Here is a 22,687-nt window from a genome sequence, read left to right on the forward strand (position 1 = left end):
GATGAATAACTGCTGATTGCAAGAGAAAAAAGCTATTTTTGGGGAGAGTTAGCAGCTTGCCAACGCTGTAAATCTTCTAATAGAATAGGGTTCACATCAAACCAGGATTTTTTACTGCGATCGTAATAACCTAATACAAATTTGTTTTGTAAAAGCTCATCACAAATCACAAACTGACCTTTGTTAGGCAAACTATGGGTGTTAGTAGTTAAGCAACCTGTGCGGTGAACTTTATCTAGTTCGGAAAAATGGTAATCACTCAAATTATATTCTCTGCGTACTTCTTGCACAGCCTCTTTCGCAACATCTAAGTTTACATATATCAAATTTAGTCTTAAAGAAACTTCACAAGCTGTACGAGCCAGTCGCACTAAGTCACGCATCACACCGCCACTTTTTTCCGAAATTAGTTCTAGCGCATCTGGATTAAATAAACCCTTATAAGCATCACCCAAACTTGCTAAACGCTTATGAATTACACTATTAAGAATGTCTCTACCAAGTTGATTAGGGATTGTAGTAGGACATAAATTTTCATCGCACTCAAATACTGGTGGATTAGTTAAATCTAAACATTTTTGAAAGCTTTCCATTGGTTGACGAAAGCTTGGAGAATACCTGAGTGAAATCGGAATCGCATATATAATATGACAACTTAGCTGAGTCAGCAGTGGACTAGCGAACATTTCCAAGGCTGTAACTTGATCGTGTCGGTCAAGACCATCTACAATCACCAGTAACTTTTGGTTGTTTCTTTTCTCAGCAGCTTCTATGATGGCGTTAACTCGCTCAATAATTTTACTAAGCTGTGGACGAATATTGAGAGTTGTAGTAACTTTCCGAGTTAAACCTTGTTTAAGAATTAGACCCAGTTTTTTGATAATTTCTGGGAGTTCAAGACCAGTATTTTCAGCGTCTTCATCTTGATAAACTACAGTTTTGAGACTTTCGAGTAAATCATTTAATAAATCGTCTTTTAAACCCCACTCTCGTTGAATAACTTTTTCAAAAATTTTAATTCCAATTAGGACTACAACCTCAGCATAGCCAATGTTGTACTGGTCGAGAGCAGTTACAGTATCAATCCAAATTACTGTATACTTGCTGTTCAAATATTGTTCTAATCGCCGCAATTCTGTAGTTTTGCCACCACCCCTGTGACCTGCTAGTAAAAATTTAGCTGGGTCATCTTCCATATCCAAGAAAGTGATTAAATTCTCTACAGGACTGTTGGCTCGCTGGACATAAAAATTTCTCAGTTCTTCAGGTGTGGTAAGCGGTTCCTCTGGCTTAAAAAGCTGATAAGCAGGCTTCCAAAAACTGGTATTACTCATGGTGACAAATCTCAACTGATATCAAACGGTGTTTTGGCTTACACTCGTCTAGCTCAGTATAACTGGGTAATTTCCGGCTGTAGATTGTTAGAAGCGAAAAACTTTATACTATAGCCCTAAATAATACTGTATCCCACTTTGAGCGCATACTAAAAATTGATGTGCCTAAATAAGGCAACGCATTGCCATAAGTCCAGTGCTGAAGACGGATTTTTCAACCTAAGCGACTGGCGAACTTAAAAGGGAGGTTCCGTCAATTGTAGCGACTGCCGTACAAAGTAGCTTTTGGTCAGACATCGCATCTCTGTATAAACATTAATAATCCTTAATAGTATTAACTATTAAGGATTGTTAACATGAGCAAAAACTGCTCACAAACCTGATTGTTACTTAAAAATCATCGAGAAACTGACTAAGGCGACTGATTACGGGGTCAACCTCTTGAGGAGGGGTAGCAACAGTATAAGAAGTATTATTTACTACTTCTAATTGACTTGGAGACGGAATGAATGATCGATCATTGACTATGAGCGCCAGTTGTGCAACTTGTTGAGAAAGTTGCAGTAGATGATGTTCCATCGCCTCCAAACGATTAGATCCCTTGGCAAAGAAACGTTCCTCAAGTCCAGCCACTTGACGTTGCAGTTCACCGATTTGTTGTTCAATCGGTGTTGTTGCTGCTGTTTGTGGAGCAGGTTGTACAGATTCCGGTACACATAAAGATTGCCACAAGGCTTCTTTACAGAGGTCGCTGAAAGTCTTGTCTGGTTGTTTTTCCAAATAACTTTCTACTTGCGCTAACAAGCTTTCATCAGCAAGCTCTGGGTTGAACGTGACGGATTTAACTACCTTTTTTGACCATTGGAACATCAGCTTTATGCCCTAGCAGCGCGATTGGAGGATAATTGTGCCTCTCCATAAATATACTGCCCCAAAGCATTCGCCTGACGGGAAGGTGCTGCTAAATGAGCATTAATCTTTGCTTCCTTGAGTAGACGTTGAACGTCGTCCCAGAAGAACTCACCACCGCCACCAGTGAGAATGACATCGGTGACGCGTTCTGGCAACCAGGCTAGCACACGGCTACAGATTTCGCGCGAAAACATCTCTGTAAGGTTGGGAAGAAAATCGTCTAGGTTGGTGGGCTTGCTAGCGCCTTTAGGACGGTAATAGCGTTCACCTCTGGGTTTGTTAACAGCAGAAATCAGCGCCAGAGATTGACTATCTGCTCCCTCGATTTCGGCAGACACCAATTCATAAAACTTATTCATACCGAAGTCTTCGCTCTTAGAAGCACCTCTGGCAAAACGGAAGTTATCTACCATCAAAAGATCGACAGTTTGATGTCCAATATCAACGATCGCTACCGATATTTTTGTAAAATCGGGACTGCTAGGACTTTTCTTCGGTTGAGCTTCTGACCACAGCAGGCTACCGTAGCCCTCTGGCATTACCCATACCTTACTTACATTCAACGATATAGATTCGCCTCGGAAGTTCAAGACATGAGGGCCACCTACTTGGCTAATCAACTGTGCTTTTTCCTTTTCAAATTGCTCTAAAGAAAGAAAAGGCAGACCAAGTACAACTGAGATATCGTCTCTGAGTTTGAAGTAGCCAGCACTTGCTAACACTTTTACCAGTGCAGCCTCTACCTTAGATTGGCCGACTCCTAGATTGGCCCCAAAATCTGCTGCTAGTTGACCAACAGCATATCCATTTCCTTGATACTCCAGCCACAAATCCATTAAGGGGTCAGTAGCTCTGGCTTCAAAAACACCACCGCGTACTTGTTCTATTGACATCTGCTTGACGTTGGCAGGTACGAATACCACGCTGCCGGGTTCACGACTCACACAAGTTTTTGTGGAAGTTCTACCTAAATCAACACTGAGAATGGTTTTCCCGGAACCACCGCCTGACTTGGTAGTAGCGGGAGGATTATTATTAACAGCATTTATGGGAGTCGTCGATGCTAACGGCTGCCTATTCATGGGTATAGCAGCACTATTCATAGGGTTAGCGGCGGAAGGTTGGTCTGTCATGAAAGCTCCTAGTTCAAACTTAACTGTAAAAAGTTGTCATGCTCATCTTACAAAAATGCGAGCAACCAGAAATTCTAGGTTGCGTCAAGTGTAGCTAGAAATACGCCAAAAATTAATTTTGACCATATCTCCGATAAGCTCTTGCCTTCGTACATCTAGTATTATTTGGCATAGTGTAGGCGAATTTTGGCCAGATGTAACCCCTGCTTTCACTGCTTTCAAACCAAAAGCGTCCGTATTTCATCTTCTAGTACGTCTTAACTGGCGCTTGAATATCCAGAAAACAAATGCTAGAACCAAACCGCCAAGTACGATTTTGGATACAGGAGCAAGGTACTTATCCACAAGTTCATACTGACTACCCAGTATGTATCCAGAGTATGTTAGCAAACCCACCCAAGCCGCGCTACCTACTGTTGTGTAAAACAAAAATGGTAGCAAGGGCATGTTGCTGATCCCTGCGGGAACAGAAATCAAGGTGCGGATTCCTGGTACAAGACGACCAATTAATACTGCTTTTTTACCTTGTCGGTCAAACCACTCTTTGGCCTTGGTAATATCTTTACTGGATATAGCCAGCCATTTGCCATACTTGTCAGCCCAAGCTTTCAAACGAGTTTCACCCAAAAACTTACCTGGATAGTACCAAATAAGTGCGCCCAATACAGAACCCAAAAGTCCTGCGAAAAACACACCAATGATATTTAGCTTTGCCCCTCCTGGTTGATATGGACTTGCTGTAAATCCAGCCAGTGGCATAATCAATTCTGAAGGAATTGGGGGAAAAAGGTTCTCTAGGAACATTAGTAGGGCGATTCCCCAATAGCCAAAATAGTTGATAGTGTTAGTTATCCATTCAAGCATTGAGTCAATTCCTGAAATTGCTGCACTAGTCTTGTTACTAAGATTGAGCCTTAGTTTTTTAAAAGGTAATTATCCCCGCTTGCTAGAGCCAAGGTAACTGGGTTGCACTAAAAGAAAGTTGCATCGCAACTTAAAAATAGACGAAGACAAGTGGAAGCTAGGGGTCTGTTTCATTAATTTCGAGGTTTAGAAAAGTTCGTAAGTAGCTCTAATTCTTGAAATTGAGCGATAAATCGCTCACTACGAACCTCACAAAATTAATGAAACGAACCACTAAGTTTTGTTTTCTAATTTTTTAGATCCCCCTTAGTCAGTTTTATAAAAAGACTAGGGAGGATCTAAAGACTTGATGGCAAATTTAAAAACATACTCTAGGGTTTTATTCTGAGTTGGTGGCTGTGGGAGAGTAGGGAGACAATTTTACCTTGTCCCCCTCATCCCCCTCATCCCCTCTTCTTTTAGGCTGTCGGGGTCAGTGATTGTACCCTTGGTTCCGATTGCCAGTCTAATGGATTCCAAACTCGATCTTCCAGCGCCATCTGTTCAATTAAACTTGCCAGTCTCAGCGCTTTGAGAGCTTGTTCACCACCTACTGAGGGTTGATTGCCACCATGTACACAATTGACAAAATGTTCTAATTCTGCACTTAGAGGTTGAATATTGCTGGTGTAGACTTTTTCAATCACACCATCTTGCCTGTAAAGTACTTGTCGGTGGTCGGTGAGAGAATTGGCAGGCGTTTGTCGGTGAATCAAAATTTCATTCTTGAGAAAATCTGCCTCAGTAAATGAATTTTTGCAATGGGCGACAATCCGGCGAATTTTTCGGTGAGTGACTTTACTGGCAGTCAGAGTAGCAACAATACCATTGGCAAACCCCAAAGTGGCAGTTACGTAATCTAAATAACCAGAGTCCAAGGAGCGAGTACCGCTAGCAGTCAATTTTGTAACTGGGGAAGCAGCTAATTCCAAAAGTAGGTCGATGTCATGGATCATTAAATCCAGCACAACCGAAACATCGTTTGCCCGATCTGAGTAAGGACTCATTCTGTGGGCTTCTAGCGCCAGCAATTCCTCGGTTTTCAGAACTTGGCTCAGTTCTTTAAAAGCTGGGTTGAAACGCTCAATATGACCTACTTGCAGGATACACTGAGACTCTGCCGCCGCATTTACTAAAGACTCTGCCTCAGAAATACTGGCTGCGATGGGTTTTTCAATCAAAACATGAATTCCCGCTAGCAGACAGCTAATGCCCACGGCATAGTGCAGACGGGTGGGAACCGCTACACAAACTGCTTCCACAAGGGGTAGCAGGTCACAGTAATCTTCAAAAAAACGCACCTTGTACTTGCTGGCAGTTTCTAATCCTCGTTCGACGTTAATATCTGCCACTCCAACCAGTTCAACATCTTTCATTGAACTCAGCACGCGAGCGTGGTGTTGTCCCATGTTACCCACTCCAATCACGCCTATGCGGATTGGTCGTGGCTGGTTGCGCTGTGTATATAGATTCGGTTCTGCCACTGACATGCTATCTTGCACTATTATTCTCTCCTCAACCACCAAATTTAGAGACGCTACGGCCGTTGGCGTTTATACTCGAAAGCCAGTTACGATCCGTCTAAAACCATCCAGATGGTAACATAGAGCCTATGTTTATGAAGAATTTCAAAGTTTGCGATCGGTTCCCGTAATCCAAACATCTTTTGTATAGATAGTTCGGGTTTGTTTTTGATTTTGCACTTTCTACAAAAAAAATATGTCTTTTTATTAACTTTAAAACATTCAGTAAGACTTAAGTGTAAATTCTCCAAAGTTTTCAGGGTCAGCTTCCTCGGTTCGGACTTCTCTCTGGGATACCGTTAGGTAATTAGTTACTGAGAGCAATATCTAATTGACAACACTAAAATTACAAAATAGTCAAAAATAATACTTAAGCTTTTTTCAAAAAAATATTCTCAGCAATTATTGTCACTGATTAACGGAAAAGATTTTTGTATGATTATTTGCAGTAGCTACGGTAGAAACATATTCTTGCAAAGAAACAAGCTACTAGCAGCGTCTCGTAGAGAAGATATCACAGCGCTTTTTGAGATTTAGGAATCTTTTTGGCATTGCTTCCTGGCATCTTGTTAAGGTGTAATTTGGCGATTTAAAATTCAAAATTTGCAATCGAGATGAAAGCTGTAATTCTGTTATCTGGGGGATTGGACTCTTCCACAATTCTGTATCAAGCTAAGGCTGATGGCTGTGAATGTCATGCTATTTCCTTTGATTACCAGCAGCGACACCGACGAGAGTTACAGTCAGCCTTTAGTGTCGCTAAAAAGGCTGCGATCGCAAAACATCAGGTAGTGAATTTTGATTTACGGCAATGGGGCGGTTCTGCACTTACCGATGACGCGATTGATCTACCCCAGGAGCGATCGCTGGATGAAATGTCTCAAAATATTCCTGTGACTTATGTTCCGGCTCGTAATACGATTTTTTTAAGCTTTGCTCTTGGCTACGCCGAAACGATCGCGGCTGAACGTGTGTATATCGGTGTTAACGCCTTAGATTACTCAGGATATCCTGACTGTCGCCCCGACTATATCCAGGCAATGCAGGAAGTTTTTCGTCTGGGAACTAAACAAGGGCGTGAGGGACAGCCAATTAATATTGTTGCACCCCTAATCAACTTGAAAAAAACTGAAATCATCCAGATGGGCAACCAATTGGGAGTTCCTTGGGAACTAACTTGGTCTTGCTATGCCGGTGATGATGTCGCCTGCGGTGTATGTGATTCTTGTCGCTTGCGGTTGGCAGCTTTTGCCGAATTGGGACTCGTTGATCCACTGGTGTATGCTTAATGGGCATTGGGAAGAGGACAAGGGGACAAGGAGAATTGGGGACAAGGGGAAAGACTTGTTTCAAATTCTCACCTCTTGTCCCCTGCTCCCCTGCTCCTTGTCCCCTTGTCCCCTGCTCCCTTCCCCCTTCCCCCTACTCCCCTGCTCCCCTCGCTTCCTCCAAGCGTCGCAGTTGAATTTGATGCAGGCGTGGGCCAACAATTGATACCACAGTGAATTCGAGATTTTCATAACAGAAGGTTTCGCCAATGGCCGGAATTTTCTGTAACTGATACAACAAAAAGCCTCCTAGTGTTTGATATTCTCTTGTCAGGGGCAAATTGAGATGCAAAACCTCGTTGAGGTCTTCGAGGTTGATTTGTGCCTGCACCAAAAATTTTTGCTCATCTAACATCTGAATCAGTAAGTCGTCACTGCTTTCAGGTTCGCTTGCATCGCCGATGATTTCGGCAATGACATCTTTGATTGTCACGAGTCCCACAGTACCGCCAAATTCGTTTACTACCATGACCATAGCGGGTTTCTCTTGCTGCATCATGGGCAAAAGTTCACTCAAGGGCGTGTGTTCGGGAACAAACCGAGCAGGACGCATCCAAGGTTGGATCTGTGTCTCTAAACTGAGCTTTCCCACAGCTAAAGGTTGTGCCAAATCTTTAAAATAAACAATGCCGCGAACATCGTCTAAAGATTCACCAATCACGGGGTAGCGTGAGTAACCAGTAGTAGCCATTTCTCTAAGTAATGTCTGGAAGGTAGCATCTTTTGGCAGCGTGATAATACTGGTGCGCGGGATCATCACATCTTGGGCCATGACATCCCCAAACTCAAAGACATTATTGAGCAGTTCTCGTTCCGCACGCTGTAAACCAGTAGATCCCCATTCTGTAGAGATAATCAGTTGCAATTCTTCAGGAGTTACAGGCGGTCTCCAGCCTTGACCTGTGTATTGGATGCCAAAAATCCGCAATAAAAAACGAGTTGATTGGTTGAGAATCCAGATGAAGGGGCCAAAAAAACGCACGATCGCTTTTACCGAAGGTCCCAAAAACCTCGCTAGCTGTTCTGAGTACAGCATGGCTAAGGATTTGGGGCATAGTTCTCCGACCACAATTTGCAAATAGGCAATAAAGAAAAAAGCGATGGGAATTGATAGGGAATGGGCGAGGAAGTTAGTCATCCCACTAGGTAAAGGCCAGGATCTTAACCAGGCATTCACCAGCACAACAATCGTGCTTTCGCCAATCCATCCCAGCGCCAAACTAGAAAGGGTAATGCCTAACTGAGTGGTAGATAGTAGTCGGTCAATACTACGTTGTAGCATTTCCACTGCGATCGCTGGAATATCCCCAGCCTTAACTAGCTGGTGAATACGCGATCGCCGCACGCTCACCATCGAAAATTCCGCCGTCACAAAAAAAGCATTTATGGCAATCAGTAGTAGCACTGACAACAACCGCAGCGCCACATCCGTCCAAATCAAATTAGGAAAACCACTCACTGCCAAAGCTCGTGTAAAACTCACGCCCTCCATTTAGGGGGATTGGGGAGTTAGGAAGGGAATAGGGTACAGGTTACAGGGTACAGATTATTCCCTATCACCTGTCACCTGTCACCTCTTCCCTCATCCCAATTCCCAATGCCAATCTACCTTCCCACAGGAATATTCGATGCCTCTAGCTTCAATTGTTGAGCAGGATAATCAGTAAGAGCAAGTGATATTTTCTTGACATCATCAAGTAAAGCTGTGGGAATGCTCACTGTACCTGAAAATGCTGGGCCATTGACAGGCAATTCTGTTGGTAAACCCTCTGTACTAGCGCTCAGGGTTCGTCCTTTATCATCGGTAACATCTAAAAAACTATACAGAAAGCGCACAGAATCCTTACCTTTGTTCTGCATTTTCACTTTCAGTAGCAAGTCACCACCAGAGTAGCGAGCAGATTGCACAGTCATAGTTACACCCTCACTTTGGGCAGTAACTGGAAAGCCTGGTAGGGGTTTTTCTTCAACCACTTCTGGGGGTTTTTCCTCTGGCTTCTGCTTGCTGCTATTGGTTTCTTCATCATCTTCCTCTAGCTTTTCCGATTTAGCAGCCTTGGTCTTACCATCAATTCGCGCCTTGACAACTTTCAGAATCTCTTCCTCTTTTAATAGCACTAGCCCTCCTTGTTGAGAGGCATTTGCCTTATTGCTGGCAAATTTGGTTGTGGGACGACCATCGGGTGCGGTAACGCCTTTAAGTGCTGAACTCCCCAGTTCAAACCCCAAAAACGCGCTCACAGAACCTGCTCCCATCATCAGGATTAACAAAATCAAAGTAAGAAGTACAGTAGAATTTATTTTCATTGCTGATAAGCTATCACATAAGAATGCTGGGCTATTTAAGAATATTGAAGCTTTTGACCTCAATCCTAAAGGAACTTAATCAATATTAGTCTGTACTATTTCATGATTAAATTATGTAGTATAAAAATTTGGTAAACTAGTGTCCAGTATTCACACGTGGTAAATTTATGCTATAATTACGGAATTGGCTAAACTCAGTGAATAAAATATTTTCCTCACTCTAAAATTAGCAAATAAGGTTGACTTAAAAAGTCAAAATAATTGGCTCGAAAAAATCCGAACAAAACAAGCGCCTTTGGCCGATTGGGGAGGCAACGAACTCATAATTCGTCTTCAGGCTGGTTCGATTCCAGCAGGGCGCACTGAATCATCAAAAAGCAGTAATAGAGGGTATGGGGCATTGGGTACTAGCAGTTGTACTGAGCATTGCTGAAGTGTTGGTGAGTAATTATTGTCCTTTGCTCCCCACTCCCCACCCACTCGCTAATCTTACCGAGGTGGTAAAGTTTCAAATCTGAATTCAGTTCCCACTTTGAGTTTGTCGCTATTCAAACGAGGGGACATAATCAGCGATGTGTCATAAGGATTTGGTAAATCAGGGGTACGAAGATAAGGATCGTTACCAACTTGCTGAGTTAAGACATCATGATATAAAGTGTTAACCAACTCAGCATCACGGGCAATTTCATTTTCTGGGAAGGAACCACCGAAACTAGAACCAGATCCTAGAAGTGAGTCTACCTGACGCTTGAGGCTGCCATTTTCGTAGAAATTGCGATCGTGACTAAAAAAAGCTCGTTCAAATACATCACTCGTAGTTTCAGTTCTGGGGGTTGCGGTTTGGGCAAATGCAACTGAGGGAAAAGCAATACCAGCAGCAAGCAGCACCAATAAACCACCAAAGGTTTTAAATTTTATACGCACGTTTCTGACTCCTCAATTTTCGTTTTGGGCGAATCTTAATTTATGCTTAAGTTCAGAACTCTGATGAGTTCAACCTTTGGTGTAGCACAACTTTTAATGTTTTGTAATGACGTATCCTACTGAAACTCTTACCCACTCAGATATTTGGGCAACCACTCCTGATTTGACAACCTTGCGCCACAAGCTACTAGATTTATTTTCTCAACGGGCTTATCAAGAGGGTGATTTTGTTCTCGCTTCTGGGCTACGTAGTTCTTATTATGTCAATAAGATGCAGGTAACACTCCATCCCCAAGGAGCTTTAGCTGTTGGACGATTGTTGTTTCCTTTACTACCTGTAGATACTCAGGCTGTAGCAGGTTTAACGATGGGGGCTGATCCAATGGTGACAGCAGTCAGTATAGTTTCTGTTTATGAAAACCGGCCCATACCAGCGCTGATTATTCGCAAGGAAGCCAAGGGTTATGGGACGAAAGCTTATATAGAAGGCCCCACTTTACCAGAGGGTGCAAAAGTAGTAGTTTTAGAAGATGTGGTGACAACTGGGCAATCTGCTCTCAAAGCAGTTGAGCGTCTTAAAGATGCAGGTTATACCGTTAATCAAATAATTTCCCTGGTAGACCGACAACAAGGTGGAGGTGAGTTGTATCAGTCAGCCGGGTTAAAGTTTGAAACTTTGTTTTCGATTCAAGAAGTTCAGGAACGCTATCGACAACTGGCGAAATCATGAATATCTCAATATATACGATTTAGTTAGAGACTAAAACATATATTCATGTAGTCTAGATCCAAAAACCCCCACATTTGGGGGATTTTCCGTTAAAGCCAGCAGCGGGATTTGAACTCGCGACCTTCCGATTACAAGTCGGATGCACTACCACTGTGCTATGCTGGCGATTTTACTGATTACTCTAAGTAGCAACCACAATTTCTTATTGTACCATAATCAATTTATTTGTCTAGCTGTAATTGCTAAAAAATATCTCCCTCTTCAGAAATAAGGCTAGAAGACTAGAGATTTGCACCTGGACAGTTTAGTTGGCGTTGCAATTGTGATGAAACAGAAACAAATCTGCGATCGCAATCACGGATAAAGTTGATAAATTAATATCCATACCAAAAGCTAACTCAAATCCTGGGCTGAACGCAAAAATATCTCGTCAGTTCCAAAACTGTATTTTCTTAGCACGGCTGAATAAAGGGACAGAAATATATAATTATTTTTTACAGATTATAAGCATGGCAGCATTGCTCGGACGAGATTTATTAAGTCTAGCGGACATCAGTTCTACGGAAGTTCAAGAACTCCTGCAATTGGCAACTCAACTTAAATCACAACAACTGAAGTTGCAATGTAATAAAGTTTTGGGGTTGTTGTTCTCCAAAGCTTCTACTCGCACACGGGTAAGTTTTACTGTGGCGATGTACCAACTGGGTGGACAGGTAATCGATCTTAACCCTAATGTCACTCAGGTTAGCCGTGGAGAACCTTTGCAGGATACGGCGCGGGTGTTAGACCGATATCTGGATATTTTGGCAATTCGCACTTTTGCCCAGCAGGATTTAGAAACTTTTGCTCATTATGCCAAAATTCCGGTGATTAATGCACTTACTGATGCAGAACATCCTTGTCAGGTATTGGCGGATCTATTGACGGTTCAAGAAAGCTTTAATACCCTTGCTGGGTTAACTTTAACCTACGTGGGTGATGGGAATAATATGGCTAATTCTCTGATGTTGGGCTGTGCGTTGGTAGGGATGAATGTCAGAATTGCCACCCCTAGCGGATATGAGCCAGATTCTAAGATTGTAGAACAAGCAAGAGCGATCGCTAATAACAAAACAGAAGTCCTTGTCACTCATGATCCAGAATTAGCAGCTAAGGGTTCTACTGTACTTTACACTGATGTTTGGGCAAGTATGGGGCAAGAATCTGAAGCCGATAATCGGATGCCAATTTTCCAGCCTTACCAAATTTCGGAACAGCTATTGAGTCTTGCTGATCCAGAGGCAATTGTTTTACACTGCTTACCAGCCCATCGTGGTGAAGAAATTACTGAGGCAGTTATTGAAGGTTCTCAATCAAAAGTTTGGGAACAGGCAGAAAATCGCTTACACGCTCAAAAAGCTTTGCTTGCGAGTATCTTAGGGGCAGAGTAAGGGAATAGGGCACAGGGGATAGGGTATAGTTTTCTTCCTTGTAACCTGTAACCTGTACCCTGTTATATTCTTATTTGTCAAAAGGCAAAAGAGAAGAAAATAATTTTACTTTTGCCTTTCATAATTTTTACTTTTCTCTTGTTATGGGGAGTTTTTTGTAGTACTAATGTTCTAGAGACATTAATAATTACTTCCCGCAAATTTATGGAACGTCTAACGGAAGCTCAACAAGAACTTTACGAATGGTTGGCAGAATACATCAGAACGCACCAGCATTCGCCTTCAATTAGGCAAATGATGCAAGCGATGAACTTGAAGTCACCAGCACCAATTCAAAGTCGTTTAGAACATTTACGCACTAAAGGATATATAGAATGGACTGAAGGACAAGCGCGAACAATTCGGATTTTGCGTCCTGTTAAGCAAGGTGTACCAATTTTAGGCACGATCGCGGCTGGTGGTTTAATAGAACCGTTTACTGATGCTGTAGATCATTTAGACTTTTCTAATTTATCATTACCTGCCCAAACCTATGCTTTGCGCGTAGCTGGCGATAGTATGATTGAAGATTTAATTGCTGATGGTGATGTGGTATTTCTGCGTCCAGTAGCAGAACCAAATCATTTAAAAAATGGCACCATCGTCGCCGCCAGAGTTGATGGATTCGGTACAACATTAAAACGTTTTTATCGCCAAGGCGATCGCGTTACCCTCAAACCAGCAAATCCTAAGTACAATCCCATTGAAGTCAGCGCTATGCAAGTACAGGTGCAAGGTTCACTCATTGGTGTTTGGCGTGGTTACAACTGAATTGGGGAATAGGGAATGGGAAAGATAAGTACCAATGACCAATGACCAATGACTAAATGAATATGTACCTGACGAAAAATCCAGTGCAGCAACTGCCCACTTTCCGGTTGAAATTACCGTTTGCAAGGGAAAGTAAGGGCAGTTATTACACGCAACCATTACCAGGATGCCCAAGAATGCCTCCGTCTCTGCAATTGCGGCAATATCAGCACCAAGCGATCGCTAGCTGGTTTACCAACAATGGCAGAGGGACGCTGAAAATGGCTACTGGTAGTGGTAAAACCATTACTGCATTAGCGATCGCTTGTGAATTATATCAGCAGATTAATTTACAAGTTCTGGTGGTGGTATGTCCCTACCGCCATCTCGTCACCCAATGGGCGCGAGAATGTGAAAAATTTAATTTGCAACCCATCTTAGCTTTTGAGAATTTACGCACTTGGCAAAGTCAACTTTCTACCCAAATTTATAATCTGCGTTCTGGTTCTCAACGATTTGTCACGGTAATTACTACGAACTCCACTTTAATTGGAGATGGTTTTCAGTCTCAACTCAAATATTTTCCCGCGAAAACTTTAATTATTGGGGATGAGGCGCATAATTTAGGCGCACCCAAGTTAGAAGAAAGTTTACCGCGCAGTGTGGGGTTGAGACTGGCTTTGTCTGCCACACCAGAGAGATATTTTGATGATTTTGGGACGCAATCTCTATTTGATTATTTTGGCCCAGTTCTCCAGCCAGAGTTTACCTTGAGGGATGCGATCGCTCAAGGTGCTTTGGTACATTATCTGTATTATCCGGTGCTAGTAGAGCTAACTGAAGCAGAAAGTATTGCCTATTTAAAGTTAACTAAAAGAATTGGGCGATCGCTACTATATAGAGGACGAGAAAATGGCGAAGTGGGATTTGAAGATAATGAAGATTTAAAGCCGTTATTGATGCAAAGAGCAAGATTAATTGGGGCGGCGGAAAATAAATTAAATGCTTTGCGAGATTTAATGATCACTCGCCGCGAAACTACTCACACACTTTTTTATTGTAGTGATGGTTCCCAAGATGCAGGACAACGTTCATCTCTACGCCAACTCAAAGCTGTTGCTAAAATTCTCGGAGTAGATTTAGGGTACAAGGTAAGTACCTATACAGCCCAAACAACTTTACAAGAACGAGAAATTTTACGGCATCAATTTGAAAGCGGTGAGTTGCAGGGTTTAGTCGCAATTCGTTGTTTAGATGAAGGTGTTGATATTCCAGCAATTCAAACTGCGGTGATTTTATCAAGTTCTGGTAATCCGCGCCAGTTTATTCAGCGAAGGGGGCGAGTTTTACGCCCTCATCCTGGTAAAGAACGGGCCACTATATTTGACATGATTGTTTTGCCACCAGATTTAGATCGAGAAACTATCGAAGTTGAGCGCAATTTATTGAAAAAGGAATTGCGTCGCTTTGTAGAGTTTGCTGATTTAGCTGATAATGCAGGCGTTGCAAGAATGAAGTTACTTGATTTGCAAAAGCGCTATGGTTTATTAGATATTTGATGATGAACTATATAGTTGTATTATTTTGTAAAATTTTTCGAGTTTTGAAAAAAGAAGCATTAAATATGAAATAATAAAGTTATGAGGTAAGGATTCAGGTGCTGGGGTATTGACAAGTGTGGTAGGGGAAGCAGAATATAGCAATTATGGAAAAAAACCTGCCACTAAAACTAGACACTGAAACCCTAAAACAGTTGGAGAAAGAGCAACTGGTAGAGATGCTTATGGAGCAGGCAAAAGCTATAGAACAGCTAAAATCCAGAGTAATAGAACTAGAATCTGTAATAGAGAAACTCAAAGTTAGGGACTTGCGAAAAAATAAAGTACCAGCCATTCTAGAATATTTAGGAAGCGCGGATCTACTAACCCCCACTAAATCTCTAGAATGAAAATCCCTCAAGTCATGCTGACTGACACCATCAAATCTACCTTTAAAGATGCAGCCAAAAAACTAACTGGCAGTCGCAAAAGAGACTTCATGGCAAAAGTCACCGAAGATTACTTCGATAGTTCAGCCCGCAAAGCAGAAACAGTGTTGGGGTGGAATCGCCAGAGTGTACAACTTGGCTTGGATGAACGGCGGACGGGGATAGTCTGTGTAGATAACTATCAGGCAAGAGGAAGACACAAGAGTATTGAGATTCTGCCCAATTTAGAATCGGATATTCGTTCATTGGTAGATGCTAAAGCTCAAACCGACCCAAAATTTCAATCAACTTTTCTGTATGCGCGCATTAGTGCCAGAGCAGTAAGAGAGGCATTGTTAGGTGAAAAGGGATACGACCAGAGCGAATTACCGTCTCGCCAAACCCTAGGGACGATTCTTAATGGCTTGGGGTATCGCCTAAAAAAACACAAAAAACCAAGCCCTTGAAAAAGATTCCCCAAACAGATGCCATATTTGAGAATGTGTTCCGGGAGAATCAGGCATCAGATGAGAATCACAAATCGTTGAGAGTGTCTATTGATACTAAAGCCAAAGTGAAGATTGGGAACCTTTCTAGAGGTGGTAAAGCCCGGACACTGGAGGCAAAAGCCGCTGATGACCACGATACACAGTGGCAAGAAGTCTTAGTTCCATTTGGTATTCTCAACACACACAGCCAGCAGCTATCAATTTACTTCGGTCAGTCGGCTGAAACTAGTGATTTTATTGTCGATTGTTTAACCGCTTGGTGGCATGAGAATCAACACAATTACCTTGAGCTTGATGAATGGGTGATTGATCTCGATGGCGGTGCGGCGACTCGCAGTGACCGCACACAATTTATCAAACGCATGGTTGAACTGTCTGATGCGATTAATTTAAGAATCCGACTGATTTACTATCCTCCCTACCATAGCAAGTACAATCCGATAGAACGGTGTTGGGCTACTTTAGAAAACTATTGGAATGGCGCGATTTTAGATTCTGTTGAAACCGCACTACATTGGGCTTCTAATATGACTTGGAAAGGTATTGCACCCATTGTACATCTGGTTGAAACCACCTATGAAAAAGGAATTAAGGTTCTTTCACAAGAGTTAGAACAATATCAACCTTTCTGGCAACGTTCTGAAACATTACCCAAATGGGATATCACGATTGTCCCAGTTTGATTGGTATCTTATTTTATTGCAAGTCCCTTAGTAGAGACTTAGACAGCACAACATCATCAAAACCACCGTCGGCAGACATCCTCAAAAAAACCGAGAAAAAACTTGAAGATGAAGCAGGGGAGAGTGAAACGCCAAAACGGAAACCAGGAGGACAGCCAGGACATCGGGGAAAAACGAGAAAGGGTTTTGGGAGAGTAGATAGGTTTGAGATATTAAGACCGCAAGTGTGTTTTTGTTGTGGTCAAAAGGAATTCAGTAACGAACCAATAAAAATAGAAACCCAGCAAGTAGCACAGTTGGTAGAAAGACCTATCGAAATCGTAGAATATCAAAGACATACCTGTATTTGCAGCGAGTGTGGGTCAAAACAAACAGCAGACTGGTCGCCAGAAATAGTACCGGGACAAGATATAGGAATCAGACTGCAAGCTTTCTTGGGATGGATAAATAATTACGGGCATTTACCATACGAGAAACAACAAGAATTGTTGTGGGAACTGGGTGAAATAGAAATTGGAGTCGGGACTTTAGTAGCCACAAATGAACGAATAGATGGTGCCGTAGCTCAAAGTATTGACAACCTTAAAGAGTGGATAAAACAAACCCAGCCGAATATCCATTCGGATGAAACACCTTGGGTAATCAAAGGGGTAAAAGAATGGTTATGGATTTTTGCCAATACCGATTTCGCTTTATTTCATGCGGCTGATACTCGTTCTCGCGCCGAATTAGAGGCAATTTTGGGTTCAAGTTACTCTGGTGTACTCAGTTCTGATGACTTTAGTGCTTATAACGGTTATCCGGTGAAAGCCCAACAGAAATGTCAGGCGCATTTACGCCGTCACTTCAAGAAACTCATCTTAATTCCTGGCTTGAATAACAAAGAGATTGGGTCAGCATTTGTCAGCCTGATAGATGAAGGTTTTAAAAACTATGCTCTCTTCCAACAAACTAAAAACATTGATGAGTTCTGGAGTTGGGCATCCGAGTTTAAAATAAAAGTTGAATCTTCCATTCATTCATGGATTGATAAAGCTGGAGGAGAAGCTGGTAAACTTTTACGCTCCTTACGTAATAAAGCTCATCAATGGTGGTATTTCTTAGACCACCCGGACATACCCCCTGATAATAATTTAGCAGAACGAACATTACGTTTAGCAGTCACAAAACGAAAAGTCAGTGGTGGTTCTCGTTCTATGAAGCGATTCCAAGATACTGCTAATTTATTGACTGTTATACAAACTTGTCGCCGTCAAGGACGCTCTGTAATTGAGTTTTTTGACCAAGCTATCAAAGCGATGGTTAACTCTTCTGTGCAGACCCCTTCTTTAATTCCTCTCGTTTAGACCTGAATCCTTACGTTATGAGTTAGATCATAATGGGATGTAAGCGGCTTTAAAAATTTCACTTACATCACATTATGATCTAGATTTTTAATATTAACAATACCAGAAGACAATTCAATAATAAAGTCTTTTTTCAAATAAAATTATAAATTTGAAAAAATAGTTTTTGCAAAATTAAAGATAATGCTAACAGTGGCTTTACGGAGGTAAATACAGCAGTAGAGAAAGTTAAAATATAGAAAAACTATATTTCCAATACCCAAGATGTCACAAGAGGCGAATATCGATGATGTGCAAGAGCCAATAAACAGCGCTCCGCCGGAGGTACGGCGAATTATTGAGCGGGTATGGAAGCTAGAAAAAGGCAGGCTAGATAAGAAGATTAACAGCCATATAAATGATAATATTTTGGACATTATTAAGGAAGAGGTGCGATGAAGCTGACTTCAATCAAGCTATGCAACTTTCGCTCCTTTTATGGTACGACACCAGAGATGCTCCTCGCTGGTGGAGATGTTGAGAACACGACGATTATTCATGGTAATAATGGCTCTGGAAAAACCAGTTTACTAAATGCCTTTACTTGGGTATTATATGAAAAATTTAGTGCAGCATTTGCGTCGATAGAACAGTTAGTTAATAAGCGTGCGATCGCAGAAGCTCAAAAAGGTCAAGCTGTAGAATGTTGGGTAGAGATTGGCTGGGAACATGAAGGTAAACGCTATCGAGTTAAACGCGCCTGTCGGGGTTACAAAAACGAAAGTGATTTTGATGCTGGCAAAACTCAATTAACCATGTGGGTTGGTGCAGATGATGGCAAATGGAATATACCAACTCAGCAACCAGACGATATAATTAATCAAATTTTACCCGCTACTTTACATCAATATTTTTTCTTTGACGGCGAACGAATTGAAGAAATAGTCCGTTCTGATAAAAAAGCTGAAATTGCCGAAGCTACAAAAATTTTCTTGGGTGTGGAAGTAATCAACCGTTCCATCAGACATTTGGGAGATGCTAAAAAAACTCTAGAAAATGAGTTAAAAGCTATTGGTGATTCTGAAACCAAACAACTATTACGACAGCAAGAAAAGATAGAACGCGAACGCGAACGCATTACCAAACGGCAAACGGAAATTAAAGAAGAGTTAGAATATCAACAAACTTTTAAAAAAGAGACAAGCAACCGTTTGCGAGAACTGAGTGCTGCTAAGGAATTACAAGAAAGATGGCAGGATTTAGAATCGCAGAAAGCGGCAAATCAAGAAGAATATAAAAAAACCAAAGAAGCGCTAAAAAAAGTTATTTCCGCGCGTGGTTATACAGTTTTACTTTCAGAAACTACATCCCAGTTCCGAGGAATTATCAATGATTTGAAGCAGCGCGGCGAGTTAACATCAGGAATTTCGCGGGAATTTGTAAATGATTTACTCAATTCTCAGCGCTGTATTTGTGGTGCAGAATTACACGAGGGTAATCATTCTCATACTCATGTGAGTACGTGGTTAAATAAAGCCGGTTCTTCGGCGGTAGAAGAAACTGCAATTCGGATGATAGCACAAGTAGACGAAATTGATAAGCAAGCTATAGGATTTTGGGAAGAAGTTGATAGAGAACAAAGTAGAATTAATCAGTTAAGGCAAAGCATATCTCAAATTGAAGGGGATTTAGACAATATTCAAGAAAGGTTGCGAAAAGACGCTAATGAAGAAATTAGCAGTTTACAAAAACGCTTAGATGAAATTGAAAGTAAAATTGATGAATTAAATAGAGAACAAGGTGCAAATCAGCAGCAAATTGCTCAACTCACAACTGAAATTGAAGGTTTAAATAAACAAATTGCCAAGCAAAAGCTGAATGAAGACAAGCAAACTTTAGCACAGCGACGAATTAACGCTACTCAAGATGCAATCGAACGGTTGACAGAAGTTAGAAATCGTCAAGAACAACAATTTCGCCTGCAACTAGAAAAGCGAGTACAAGAAATATTTATGGAGATTTCTGTGACTCCATATATTCCTAAAATTAGCGATAAATATGAACTGACATTAGTAGAAAATACTACAGGTATAGAAGCACCAGTTGCAGCATCTACCGGTGAGAATCAAATTCTCAGTTTATCCTTTATTGCCAGCATTATTGACAAAGTACGGGAATGGAGTGAGAAGAGAAAAATGATGATGATTCCCGATAGTAGCACTTTCCCAATTGTCATGGATTCACCCTTTGGTAGTTTGGATGAGAATTCGCGGCGACACATTGCGAAGACAATTCCCCAATTAGCGAATCAGTTGATAGTTTTAGTAACTAAAACTCAGTGGCGGGGTGAAGTTGAAACGGAAATGACAGACAGAATTGGTAGAGAATATGTGCTTACGTATTATTCTTCTAAGCCTGATTGCGAACAAGATTATATTGAGTTGGGTGAAGAAAGATATCCTTTGGTGAAACAAAGTCCGAATGAGTTTGAATATACGGAAATTATCGCAGTTGAACGGAATGGGTAATTACTCACCCAGAGGCGCAAAGGTTTTTTCTTGGTTACATTTGAGAAAAAGAGAGGAATAAGGTTATGGTTGCGAGTCCAGATGGAAATTATATGTCTCCCCAAGAATACCTGGAATGGGAAGAACACCAAGAAATTAAATATGAATATATTGATGGTGAAGTTTTCGCCATGACTGGGGGTACTCTTCCCCATACAACTATTGCTTTAAACTTAGCTTCAGCGTTAAAAACTCATCTAAGAGGGAGTGAGTGTCTTCCCTTTATGGCGGATGCGAAAGTAGGTGTATCTGAGAAGGGGCCTTTTCATTATCCCGATGTTGTGGTGAGTTGCGATGAACGCGATAAACAAGCTATTCAGTTTCTCCAATATCCTTGTTTAATTGTTGAAGTTCTTTCCCCAAGTACGGAAGCTTACGACCGAGGTACAAAATTTACGCGGTATCGTCGCATTCAGACTTTGCAAGAATATGTCCTCATCGATGCTGAAAAAATTGGTTTAGATTGCTTCCGGTTAAATGATAGAGGACTCTGGGAGTTACATCCTTATGAAGAAGGGGATGAAGTTCATTTAACTAGTGTTGATTTTCACTTTCCTATTTCTTTGGTTTATGAGAATGTTCAGTTTCCAACCTGAGTTTAGGGGAAACTACAGATGGTGGCAGAAAAAGTAAAACTATATTCGGATGATTAAAAATGACAGCACACGAAAGAGAACAGTTAATTAAAGATATCAACGTACTGCTACATCAAGCTTATGACAGTACTTTAGTTGAAATTCACGCACTATTAAAAAGAATCGATAATGTAGATGATGAAGAAGACTTAAAAGATATTAAGGAAGCTAGGGAAGATATACGCATTAATGGCACTGTGTCTTGGGATGAAATTCAAAACGAAATAAGAAACGAAATAAACAAGGATGTTGCGTGAGTTACGAAGTTAAATTTTCAAGGGGTGCGAAAAAGCAGTTTAGGAAACTACCTATAGACGTACAACAGCGCATACAAACTAAAATCAATGACTTGGCAATAGAACCGCGTCCAAACGGGGTAAAAAAATTACAAGGTGATGATAATTCATATCGTATTCGAGTAGGAGATTATCGAGTTGTTTATGAAATAGATGATGATGTTTTGATAGTGACTGTAATTAAAGTAAAACATCGTAGCGAGATTTATAAAGATGAAAGTTAGCGGAGTAGGGAATATCGGTGCGATGCCTACGGCGGCAAGCTACGCTAATTTTGGTAGGATTAGATCGTGCTAGTAATCCTGAAGAACCGTTTATCGCCGTGGTGAGGTGGTGGAGGCTGAACCCTCAATGCCACGATGGACTATGTTAGTGGATAATTTGTTTGTTTAGCGATCGCCTACATACTAGTATAAAATAATGCTTTAATAGTTACTATCACTTCCAACTTTCGGTTAAAATAGCAACAATGTAGATATTAAAACAATGGCTGCAAATAGAATCAGGGTTGCTAAAGATAAGGCTGAGTTGGTGAAATCTCTAGTCGCATCAAAAGACACAACTGGGCCTTTTCAAACTTATGTAGAAGTTATGGTGTTTGCAGCAGCATTGGGCGTTAAAAATAAAAAGCGTGTTCCTTTGGGGGAAACTACAAAAAGAGAACCATCTCCAATTCCACAAGAAAATTTTGCTTCATTGGGTTATGACCTAATCATTAAATTATTAGGAATCACTGAAACTAAAGATATCAACATACTTTCATCTAGAGAAGAACAAGATGAAGATAAACGTACTCAAATATTTGAAGAGTATGCTAACGCAGGACTAGAAATTTTACAAAACGAGTTGCGCGGTTCTGTTGACTACTCAGAGCGACTTTTATTAGTTCTGATTTCTGAAAAAGGAACAAAAGAACAGCTAGAAGAAGAATTTGATCTCAGTAAATTCTTAACTTAATTTTTTCGTTTACCTAATTAACTTATTAAATATGAAAAATATAGTATATTATTGTCAACGATTTGCAGAATTAAATGTGAGTAGTAGCCGGAAGCGTGGTAATGCTCAATATAAACCAATATTACTTTTATCTGTAATTGATTTAATTACGCGAGGTGTCATTACTACTAATGAGATTCCAGTTTCAGACGAATTAGTTCAAACATTTGAGAGGTATTGGAATGTAATCGGTTCTCCATCTTACAAAGGTGGTTTACACTATCCTTTCTTTCATCTGCAAAATGAAGGCTTTTGGTACTTGAAATTTAAGCCTGAATTTAATGGGTTACAACCAAAAACAATTAATAAACTAAAGGAGGCTGTTGAATACGCATATCTAGACAGTCAATTATTTAACTTTTTACAAGATGAATTTTGCTGAAAAGAACTAATTGAT

23 protein-coding genes, 2 tRNA genes and 1 pseudogene are annotated in these 22,687 nt (G+C 41.0%); 17 read left to right on the forward strand and 9 right to left on the reverse strand.

All coding sequences use genetic code 11. The features are described 5' to 3' along the window. Positions 1-32: 32 nt before the first annotated feature. From GJB62_RS21440 to GJB62_RS21460, 5 genes are all read right to left on the reverse strand, one after another. A complete protein-coding gene (locus GJB62_RS21440; protein WP_114084957.1) occupies positions 33-1,334 on the reverse strand; it encodes a P-loop NTPase fold protein in 1,302 nt (433 codons plus the stop codon). Between the two features lie 390 nt (positions 1,335-1,724). Then, positions 1,725-2,204 carry a plasmid segregation centromere-binding protein ParR gene (locus GJB62_RS21445; protein ID WP_114084958.1) on the reverse strand — a complete coding sequence of 160 codons (480 nt, stop codon included), beginning with the start codon at positions 2,202-2,204 and terminating at the stop codon, positions 1,725-1,727. 5 nt (positions 2,205-2,209) lie between these two features. After that, the gene (locus GJB62_RS21450) at positions 2,210-3,379 is read right to left on the reverse strand and encodes a ParM/StbA family protein (protein ID WP_114084959.1); all 1,170 of its coding nucleotides are present in this window, start codon (positions 3,377-3,379) and stop codon (positions 2,210-2,212) included. A gap of 240 nt (positions 3,380-3,619) precedes the next feature. Further along, positions 3,620-4,243: a DedA family protein gene (locus GJB62_RS21455; protein ID WP_114084960.1), complete on the reverse strand. Its 624-nt coding sequence runs from the start codon at positions 4,241-4,243 to the stop codon at positions 3,620-3,622. 458 nt (positions 4,244-4,701) lie between these two features. After that, positions 4,702-5,784 (reverse strand): Gfo/Idh/MocA family oxidoreductase, encoded by a 1,083-nt coding sequence (locus GJB62_RS21460; protein ID WP_114084961.1) that lies wholly within the window; start codon positions 5,782-5,784, stop codon positions 4,702-4,704. A 635-nt stretch (positions 5,785-6,419) separates the two neighbouring features. Here GJB62_RS21460 and queC point away from each other — a divergent pair. Further along, a complete protein-coding gene (gene queC / locus GJB62_RS21465; RefSeq protein WP_114084962.1) occupies positions 6,420-7,094 on the forward strand; it encodes a 7-cyano-7-deazaguanine synthase QueC in 675 nt (224 codons plus the stop codon). 133 nt (positions 7,095-7,227) lie between these two features. On the opposite strand, the gene GJB62_RS21470 is transcribed toward queC, so the two are convergent. Together GJB62_RS21470 and GJB62_RS21475 are read right to left on the reverse strand one after the other, a co-directional pair. Next, on the reverse strand, positions 7,228-8,625 hold the full coding sequence (locus tag GJB62_RS21470; protein WP_181852927.1) for a hemolysin family protein: 1,398 nt from the start codon (positions 8,623-8,625) through the stop codon (positions 7,228-7,230). A 113-nt stretch (positions 8,626-8,738) separates the two neighbouring features. Then, positions 8,739-9,440, reverse strand: a complete 702-nt coding sequence (locus GJB62_RS21475) for a hypothetical protein (protein WP_114084963.1) — start codon at positions 9,438-9,440, stop codon at positions 8,739-8,741. Positions 9,441-9,729: 289 nt separating this feature from the next. On the opposite strand from GJB62_RS21475, the gene GJB62_RS21480 reads away from it, so the two are divergent. Beyond that, positions 9,730-9,802 (forward strand) — tRNA-Ile (locus GJB62_RS21480). Positions 9,803-9,929: 127 nt separating this feature from the next. Here GJB62_RS21480 and GJB62_RS21485 read toward each other — a convergent pair. Continuing rightward, complete coding sequence (locus GJB62_RS21485) at positions 9,930-10,364, reverse strand: hypothetical protein (RefSeq protein WP_114084964.1); 435 nt, start codon at positions 10,362-10,364, stop codon at positions 9,930-9,932. A 106-nt stretch (positions 10,365-10,470) separates the two neighbouring features. Between GJB62_RS21485 and pyrE the strand changes: the two genes are divergently transcribed. Continuing rightward, positions 10,471-11,094 (forward strand): orotate phosphoribosyltransferase, encoded by a 624-nt coding sequence (gene pyrE / locus GJB62_RS21490; RefSeq protein ID WP_114084965.1) that lies wholly within the window; start codon positions 10,471-10,473, stop codon positions 11,092-11,094. 93 nt (positions 11,095-11,187) lie between these two features. Here the strand turns inward: pyrE and GJB62_RS21495 are convergent. Beyond that, positions 11,188-11,259 (reverse strand) — tRNA-Thr (locus GJB62_RS21495). Between the two features lie 344 nt (positions 11,260-11,603). On the opposite strand from GJB62_RS21495, the gene argF reads away from it, so the two are divergent. From argF to GJB62_RS38210, 14 genes and pseudogenes are all read left to right on the forward strand, one after another. After that, a complete protein-coding gene (gene argF / locus GJB62_RS21500) occupies positions 11,604-12,524 on the forward strand; it encodes an ornithine carbamoyltransferase (protein WP_114084966.1) in 921 nt (306 codons plus the stop codon). 204 nt (positions 12,525-12,728) lie between these two features. After that, the gene (gene lexA / locus GJB62_RS21505; RefSeq protein ID WP_114084967.1) at positions 12,729-13,334 is read left to right on the forward strand and encodes a transcriptional repressor LexA; all 606 of its coding nucleotides are present in this window, start codon (positions 12,729-12,731) and stop codon (positions 13,332-13,334) included. Positions 13,335-13,396: 62 nt separating this feature from the next. Next, positions 13,397-14,872: a DNA phosphorothioation system restriction enzyme gene (locus tag GJB62_RS21510; RefSeq protein WP_114084972.1), complete on the forward strand. Its 1,476-nt coding sequence runs from the start codon at positions 13,397-13,399 to the stop codon at positions 14,870-14,872. 146 nt (positions 14,873-15,018) lie between these two features. Further along, positions 15,019-15,261 carry a hypothetical protein gene (locus GJB62_RS21515; protein ID WP_114084968.1) on the forward strand — a complete coding sequence of 81 codons (243 nt, stop codon included), beginning with the start codon at positions 15,019-15,021 and terminating at the stop codon, positions 15,259-15,261. Then, positions 15,258-15,746 (forward strand): hypothetical protein, encoded by a 489-nt coding sequence (locus GJB62_RS37135; protein ID WP_209271446.1) that lies wholly within the window; start codon positions 15,258-15,260, stop codon positions 15,744-15,746. Before GJB62_RS21515 ends, GJB62_RS37135 begins: the two co-directional genes overlap by 4 nt. Beyond that, positions 15,743-16,471, forward strand: a complete 729-nt coding sequence (locus GJB62_RS37140; protein WP_209271445.1) for a transposase — start codon at positions 15,743-15,745, stop codon at positions 16,469-16,471. Before GJB62_RS37135 ends, GJB62_RS37140 begins: the two co-directional genes overlap by 4 nt. 26 nt (positions 16,472-16,497) lie before the next feature. Beyond that, positions 16,498-17,817: pseudogene (locus GJB62_RS21525) on the forward strand (IS66 family transposase); the annotation flags it as partial. A 264-nt stretch (positions 17,818-18,081) separates the two neighbouring features. After that, positions 18,082-18,255 (forward strand): hypothetical protein, encoded by a 174-nt coding sequence (locus GJB62_RS36735; protein ID WP_167755996.1) that lies wholly within the window; start codon positions 18,082-18,084, stop codon positions 18,253-18,255. Further along, positions 18,252-20,324 (forward strand): AAA family ATPase, encoded by a 2,073-nt coding sequence (locus tag GJB62_RS21530; protein WP_114082714.1) that lies wholly within the window; start codon positions 18,252-18,254, stop codon positions 20,322-20,324. Before GJB62_RS36735 ends, GJB62_RS21530 begins: the two co-directional genes overlap by 4 nt. Positions 20,325-20,389: 65 nt before the next feature. Further along, positions 20,390-20,959: a Uma2 family endonuclease gene (locus GJB62_RS21535; RefSeq protein ID WP_114082715.1), complete on the forward strand. Its 570-nt coding sequence runs from the start codon at positions 20,390-20,392 to the stop codon at positions 20,957-20,959. Between the two features lie 59 nt (positions 20,960-21,018). Next, positions 21,019-21,255, forward strand: coding sequence for a hypothetical protein (locus GJB62_RS21540; protein ID WP_114082716.1), 237 nt, complete (start codon positions 21,019-21,021; stop codon positions 21,253-21,255). Further along, complete coding sequence (locus tag GJB62_RS21545; RefSeq protein WP_114082717.1) at positions 21,252-21,518, forward strand: type II toxin-antitoxin system RelE/ParE family toxin; 267 nt, start codon at positions 21,252-21,254, stop codon at positions 21,516-21,518. The genes GJB62_RS21540 and GJB62_RS21545 overlap by 4 nt, the downstream gene beginning before the upstream one ends. A gap of 262 nt (positions 21,519-21,780) precedes the next feature. Next, complete coding sequence (locus tag GJB62_RS21555; protein WP_114082718.1) at positions 21,781-22,251, forward strand: DNA phosphorothioation-associated protein 4; 471 nt, start codon at positions 21,781-21,783, stop codon at positions 22,249-22,251. A 76-nt stretch (positions 22,252-22,327) separates the two neighbouring features. Next, positions 22,328-22,672, forward strand: coding sequence for a hypothetical protein (locus GJB62_RS38210; RefSeq protein WP_309472811.1), 345 nt, complete (start codon positions 22,328-22,330; stop codon positions 22,670-22,672). Positions 22,673-22,687: the final 15 nt, after the last annotated feature.

It is taken from the genome of Nostoc sp. ATCC 53789 (assembly GCF_009873495.1).
GTDB classification, from domain to species: Bacteria; Cyanobacteriota; Cyanobacteriia; order Cyanobacteriales; family Nostocaceae; genus Nostoc; species Nostoc muscorum_A.

What these genes read in the sequence shown, in the direction of transcription:
- GJB62_RS36735 (WP_167755996.1), top strand. Translation starts at nt 18,082, where the DNA reads ATGTCACAAGAGGCGAATATCGATGATGTGCAAGAGCCAATAAACAGC.
- GJB62_RS21515 (WP_114084968.1), top strand. Translation starts at nt 15,019, where the DNA reads ATGGAAAAAAACCTGCCACTAAAACTAGACACTGAAACCCTAAAACAG.
- GJB62_RS21535 (WP_114082715.1), top strand. Translation starts at nt 20,390, where the DNA reads ATGGTTGCGAGTCCAGATGGAAATTATATGTCTCCCCAAGAATACCTG.
- pyrE (WP_114084965.1), top strand. Translation starts at nt 10,471, where the DNA reads ATGACGTATCCTACTGAAACTCTTACCCACTCAGATATTTGGGCAACC.
- GJB62_RS21540 (WP_114082716.1), top strand. Translation starts at nt 21,019, where the DNA reads ATGACAGCACACGAAAGAGAACAGTTAATTAAAGATATCAACGTACTG.
- queC (WP_114084962.1), top strand. Translation starts at nt 6,420, where the DNA reads ATGAAAGCTGTAATTCTGTTATCTGGGGGATTGGACTCTTCCACAATT.
- GJB62_RS21470 (WP_181852927.1), bottom strand. Translation starts at nt 8,625, where the DNA reads ATGGAGGGCGTGAGTTTTACACGAGCTTTGGCAGTGAGTGGTTTTCCT.
- GJB62_RS21445 (WP_114084958.1), bottom strand. Translation starts at nt 2,204, where the DNA reads ATGTTCCAATGGTCAAAAAAGGTAGTTAAATCCGTCACGTTCAACCCA.
- GJB62_RS37135 (WP_209271446.1), top strand. Translation starts at nt 15,258, where the DNA reads ATGAAAATCCCTCAAGTCATGCTGACTGACACCATCAAATCTACCTTT.
- GJB62_RS21475 (WP_114084963.1), bottom strand. Translation starts at nt 9,440, where the DNA reads ATGAAAATAAATTCTACTGTACTTCTTACTTTGATTTTGTTAATCCTG.
- GJB62_RS21555 (WP_114082718.1), top strand. Translation starts at nt 21,781, where the DNA reads ATGGCTGCAAATAGAATCAGGGTTGCTAAAGATAAGGCTGAGTTGGTG.
- argF (WP_114084966.1), top strand. Translation starts at nt 11,604, where the DNA reads ATGGCAGCATTGCTCGGACGAGATTTATTAAGTCTAGCGGACATCAGT.
- GJB62_RS21455 (WP_114084960.1), bottom strand. Translation starts at nt 4,243, where the DNA reads ATGCTTGAATGGATAACTAACACTATCAACTATTTTGGCTATTGGGGA.
- GJB62_RS21440 (WP_114084957.1), bottom strand. Translation starts at nt 1,334, where the DNA reads ATGAGTAATACCAGTTTTTGGAAGCCTGCTTATCAGCTTTTTAAGCCA.
- GJB62_RS21510 (WP_114084972.1), top strand. Translation starts at nt 13,397, where the DNA reads ATGTACCTGACGAAAAATCCAGTGCAGCAACTGCCCACTTTCCGGTTG.
- GJB62_RS21450 (WP_114084959.1), bottom strand. Translation starts at nt 3,379, where the DNA reads ATGACAGACCAACCTTCCGCCGCTAACCCTATGAATAGTGCTGCTATA.
- GJB62_RS21530 (WP_114082714.1), top strand. Translation starts at nt 18,252, where the DNA reads ATGAAGCTGACTTCAATCAAGCTATGCAACTTTCGCTCCTTTTATGGT.
- lexA (WP_114084967.1), top strand. Translation starts at nt 12,729, where the DNA reads ATGGAACGTCTAACGGAAGCTCAACAAGAACTTTACGAATGGTTGGCA.